Source organism: Coleofasciculus sp. FACHB-712, assembly GCF_014695635.1.
In the GTDB taxonomy this organism is placed as follows: Bacteria; Cyanobacteriota; Cyanobacteriia; order Cyanobacteriales; family FACHB-T130; genus FACHB-T130.
Map to the genome: position 1 here is coordinate 1 of NZ_JACJOQ010000106.1, position 4,577 is coordinate 4,577.

The 4,577-nt window shown below is 48.4% G+C and carries 6 protein-coding genes; 2 read left to right on the forward strand and 4 right to left on the reverse strand.

From position 1 onward, the window contains the following. Both H6F50_RS02630 and H6F50_RS02635 read right to left on the reverse strand, forming a co-directional pair. A partial coding sequence (locus H6F50_RS02630; RefSeq protein ID WP_199291949.1) for a substrate-binding domain-containing protein occupies positions 1 to 299 on the reverse strand: 299 nt, incomplete at its 3' end. 75 nt (positions 300 to 374) lie between these two features. Beyond that, positions 375 to 1,109 carry a response regulator transcription factor gene (locus H6F50_RS02635; RefSeq protein ID WP_190411414.1) on the reverse strand — a complete coding sequence of 245 codons (735 nt, stop codon included), beginning with the start codon at positions 1,107 to 1,109 and terminating at the stop codon, positions 375 to 377. Positions 1,110 to 1,132: 23 nt separating this feature from the next. Here H6F50_RS02635 and H6F50_RS02640 point away from each other — a divergent pair, with 23 nt between their 5' ends. Then, a complete protein-coding gene (locus H6F50_RS02640; protein WP_190426037.1) occupies positions 1,133 to 1,414 on the forward strand; it encodes a hypothetical protein in 282 nt (93 codons plus the stop codon). A gap of 464 nt (positions 1,415 to 1,878) precedes the next feature. Continuing rightward, the gene (locus H6F50_RS02645) at positions 1,879 to 2,502 is read left to right on the forward strand and encodes a CPP1-like family protein (RefSeq protein ID WP_190411412.1); all 624 of its coding nucleotides are present in this window, start codon (positions 1,879 to 1,881) and stop codon (positions 2,500 to 2,502) included. Positions 2,503 to 2,536: 34 nt separating this feature from the next. Here the strand turns inward: H6F50_RS02645 and H6F50_RS02650 are convergent, their stop codons facing one another. Further along, a complete protein-coding gene (locus H6F50_RS02650) occupies positions 2,537 to 3,268 on the reverse strand; it encodes an HAD family hydrolase (protein ID WP_190426040.1) in 732 nt (243 codons plus the stop codon). A gap of 79 nt (positions 3,269 to 3,347) precedes the next feature. Then, a complete protein-coding gene (gene hppD, locus H6F50_RS02655) occupies positions 3,348 to 4,469 on the reverse strand; it encodes a 4-hydroxyphenylpyruvate dioxygenase (RefSeq protein WP_190426043.1) in 1,122 nt (373 codons plus the stop codon). Positions 4,470 to 4,577 lie beyond the last annotated feature (108 nt).

Here is a 4,577-nt window from a genome sequence, read left to right on the forward strand (position 1 = left end):
AATACATCAATGGGGGCACCCCGTTCGATTTGCTTTTGCAAGAAACCAGAAGCGGCAAAATTAAAGTTAACGGTAAAGGTAGGAAGCTGAGCTTGAAAGGATGTGGCAATCTCTGTAAAAGCTTCGGTCAACGAAGCAGCAGCAGCAACAGTCAGCGTGGTAGATGTAGATTCAGATGCTTTTGGGGAAAGAGCTGGGGCAGTGCAAGCCCCCAGCAGAAGACTCATAACCAGACTCAGCAGGATTAGAGGGGGTAGCACAGCGAACCGATTGGCATTCTTCAGACACTTGCGTGGCATTAAAAAAGAACTCCAGCGTTTTTTCCCTAGCAAAAACTATGATTTGAGGCTTTGATGTTCTTGATCCATACCGTTTCAGCGCTCCGCTTTGCCATTGAGTTCGGGTTTACCAGGAACTTCAAACTTGTAACCGACGCCCCGAACCGTTTGAATTAACTCAGGCTGAGTAGAATCGATTTCTATCTTCTTGCGAATCTGCCCAATATGAACGTCAACAACCCGTGGGTCTCCAATGTAGTCAGAAGCCCAAACTTCCTTGATTAACTCGGCTCGACGCCAAACTCGACCGGGATGACTCGCCAAGAAATGCAACAAATTAAATTCTAAGGCGGTCAGAGGTACTGGTTGGTCGCTCAGATTCACCTCTCGACGCACTGGATCGATTACCAGTTTGTCAAAGATGAGGCGTTGCTGTTCGGCGACTTTCAGGGGTCGATGGCGCTTTAAAAGCGCCCCGACGCGGACGCCTAACTCTCCCAAGCTAAAAGGCTTGGTAATGTAGTCATCCGCACCCTGGGAGAAGCCGTGGATTTTATCGTTTTCGTCAGCGCGACTCGTTAGCAGCAGTACTAATACGTCGGTGCGGCTTTGCAATTCTTTGCAGAGTTGATAGCCATTCGCGTCAGGCAAATTCACGTCCAGAATCACCAGGTTTGGGTTGAATTGATCAAACACGGCGCGGGCGGTCTTGCCGTCTTCAGCAGACTCCATTTGATAGTTTTGCTGACTTAAGAAGCGATAGATGAGATTCCGGATGGCCGGATCGTCATCCACGACAAGAATCTTGTGAGTTGCGGAAGCCAGGACCATAACTTTCCACTAAGAACTGGATTATGATTAACGGACAGCGGTATTTTAAGCAAACAGGTCGAGTCGGGGAAATAAGCGCTTTGGAAGGCGAAAAATCGCTTCCTTACCTTATTAATATTCCCAAGCTTAATGACGTAATGAGCATTTTAGACAATTATCGTCGCTCTCCCCAGTTAGTGAAAATATCTCGTAATCGTCAAGTCTCCACGATGGGCAGTCTGGCGGTTTGTTGTAAGTCTTTTTTGTCTAAAAAAATTAAATTTGCCGAGCGAATCCGGATAAATCATCTGACGGTTAGCTGGTAAACGAATAAAAGTGTCTTTCGAGAGAAGCGCTTGTGTTCAAGGATCAAGCTAAACTAACTTGGAGGATAGGATGAATGTAGGCACTCAAGGCTAAGGATCAACTGCGATTAGGCAGTGATTTCAAGGACTTGAACGGCTTTGAACAAAGAACCAGTATGACAAAACTTCACGGGAAATGTATAGATACTTTGCCAAATGTAGTAATTTATGACCATTCCATCCTTCAAGAGCCGTAGCACCTTCTCCAATCAGCGTGAAAGTATTCCAATCGCGCTCTCATGGGGTCGGAGATCCTCTTTTCGCAACGGGAATTAGGGAGTTTTAGGTTACATAGGTTAGAACGGCTGGCTAACGATACTTTCTTCTAGCCTGAGGAACTGGCAGTGTAGATAGGGAGCTAGATTGCCAGAAACGATTGAGTCGATGAAGACTGCTAAAAATAATAGATCTCTGGGAGGTTTTGGATGAGCGAGCAAAATCCCTACGAAAAGCTTGGACTGTCAGAAGACGCAACTTTTGAGGAAATTCAGGAGACCCGCAAGCGCCTTCTTCAAGAGCATCATGGCGAGAAGGAGCTTCTGGAAGCGATGGAGACGGCCTACGATGCGATTTTAATGGAACGTCTGAGGATGCGCCAAGAGGGAAAAATTAAGGTTCCGGAACGGATTCGGTTTCCAGAGCGGGCGATCGCGCCTCCTCCCACTTTTACCCCTGTGCCGGTCAACCGTTCCCCAGCTTGGTTGCAAAATCTGATTGATACGCCTTCCTTACAGGAGGTGGCGTGGCCTAGCGGTTTGTTCTTGGCATTGAGCGCCATTACAGCCTATCCAGGCACCAATGATTCGATGCTGCCATTGAATATGGCGTTAGGGGCTGGATTAACTTTATTTTTGGTCAATCGCAAAGAGCGGAAATTTGGTCGCGCTTTCCTGCTGACGCTGCTGGGGTTGTTCGTTGGAATTGGATTGGGAACGCTGCTCGATAATGTGCTGATGACGCAAATTTCCAATATCGGATTGACGCCAGATAAATTCGTCACGGTGGTGACGTTTATTATTCTCTGGCTGGTTAGTAGCTTTCTGCGCTAAAGCTAAGAATTAAACATGAAAAATTAAGAGTTAATTAGAGAATTTTTAATTTTTCATTTTTTATGTTTAATTCTTCAGGCAGCGGCTGACTCAACACGAAATCCACGGCTTCACCAAGGTTGTTTACGATCAAGTCTGGCTGGTATTGCTCAAGCTGAGCGCGATCGCGTATCCCGCACAAAACCCCGATGACCTTAACGCCGTGGTTTTTTGCGGCAATTATATCAGCCTCGGTATCCCCGATCATCCACACCTCAGAGGCGGGAGGAAGTTCCGCGATCGCGCGTTCCATCAGCAGGGGTTTGTCGTCGATGTCACGAGTCTTCACGTAGTCGTTCGCCAGGTGGTAGCACCGATTCTCTGGGAAAAATCGCGCTAAGTCGTAACGACCGAAAGCGTAATCTAACTCTCGTTGACGGCGCATGGTTAGTACGACCAAATCGACGCCTGCTTGCTGTACTACTTTTTCCAGGGCGTCAACGGCTCCGGGTGCCAGGGCGTCATAAACTAGATAGGGCATGGTATGCACGGTTTGACGCCGCAGTGCCGCAAATGCTTGGGCTTGCTCTTCATCGAGACCGGAAAGGATGCCGATTTGTCGTTCTGGGACGCGCGAGCGCTTCAAACCCCAAAACTCCTCCTTAGACATCTGACGCACTGACTGGTCTTCCCGCCGCGTCTGTTCCAAACAAAACTGGTAAACTTGGTAATATCGCTCCGAAACGTCCATAATTGGGCCGTCGAAGTCACTGATAATTCTTAACATTTTTAGACGCAGGGGTTAATCTATATGACTAAGATTAATCACAAAATACCCCCTTTTTACCTGCCTGCCGATAGGTTCCTCAATACAGGCTACCCCGCTTCATCTGCTCTCGTTCAATTGCTTCAAAAAGAGCGCGAAAGTTGCCTTCCCCAAAACCCCGTGCCTGTAAGCGACGCTCAATTAACTCAAAGAAGAAAGTCGGTTGTTCAAAAATCGGTTGAGTGAAGATTTGCAGTAGCAACGCTTCGGGAGAGTTTTCCTCCCAATCCACCAAAATTTGTTGCGCCGCGATTTCCTGAATTTCAGCCTCCGATAGCTGAAGTCCTTGGCGGTGAAGCAGTTGCGTGTAGTAGGTGCCGGGGACTTGTAGGAAGGGTAGACCGCGTTGACGGAGATAGGCGATCGCATTCACAATATTGGGCGTTTGCAAAGCAATATGCTGAACTCCTGGCCCCTGATTCACCTCCAAAAATTCCTGAATTTGGGAATTCGCAGATGCGGGTTGATTAATCGGTAACTTGACCCAACCATCCGGATGATGCATCACCTTACTGTGCAGTCCCGAACGCTCGGTTTGAATCGCAAACGACTGCTGCGGTATAAACGCTAGCGTCTTTTCATACCAAGCAACTGCCCGATCCAAGTCCCCAGCCGCCACATTCAGCACCACATGATCGATGCCGCCAAACGCGAAGCCGGTGTTGCTCCTGCCATCTAACCGCTCGGAATCATCATCCCATAAGGCTTTTCCGCCATCCCAGTCAAGCTGGGGAAAAGTGCAAATAAAACCTCTATCTTGGCGCTCAACAAACTTAGGCTGCCTTTCTATCAAGGTATGGCTCAAAGAACCCCAAGCGGCAATCTTGCCCCACTTCAGAAAGACCTTACCCGGTTGTTCTTGGATGGGTTGCAACACCTTAGCTCCTCCATTGACCGCCTTCGTCATCACCGCTTCCACATCAGGAACGCTAAAAGCGATGTCAGCAACACCGGGAGGATGTTGGTGCAGAAACTGGGCAACGGGACTCGCCGATGTCAGGGGTGAAGATAGCAAAAAATAGACTGAGCCGCTTTTGACCACTTCTGTGCGAGTGTGGTCGCTTACCCCAGCGGCTACTGCTTGAAAGCCCAGCAGTAGCACAAACCAGTCGCGCGACGCTTTGGCATCTTCAACATAGAAGTGAACATGGTCAATTTTCATGGTTTATCCAGTCTGAGCAGCTCTACCTGAGTGTAAATTTTGCCCTCTTCCTGGCATTTACAGGTCATTCTTGAGAAAGAATCCCTCCTTTGATAAAGCGCTGAGTGC

Coding starts and splice junctions, on each gene's coding strand:
- H6F50_RS02635 (WP_190411414.1), bottom strand. CDS start 1,109: ATGGTCCTGGCTTCCGCAACTCACAAGATTCTTGTCGTGGATGACGAT.
- H6F50_RS02640 (WP_190426037.1), top strand. CDS start 1,133: ATGATTAACGGACAGCGGTATTTTAAGCAAACAGGTCGAGTCGGGGAA.
- H6F50_RS02645 (WP_190411412.1), top strand. CDS start 1,879: ATGAGCGAGCAAAATCCCTACGAAAAGCTTGGACTGTCAGAAGACGCA.
- H6F50_RS02650 (WP_190426040.1), bottom strand. CDS start 3,268: ATGTTAAGAATTATCAGTGACTTCGACGGCCCAATTATGGACGTTTCG.
- hppD (WP_190426043.1), bottom strand. CDS start 4,469: ATGAAAATTGACCATGTTCACTTCTATGTTGAAGATGCCAAAGCGTCG.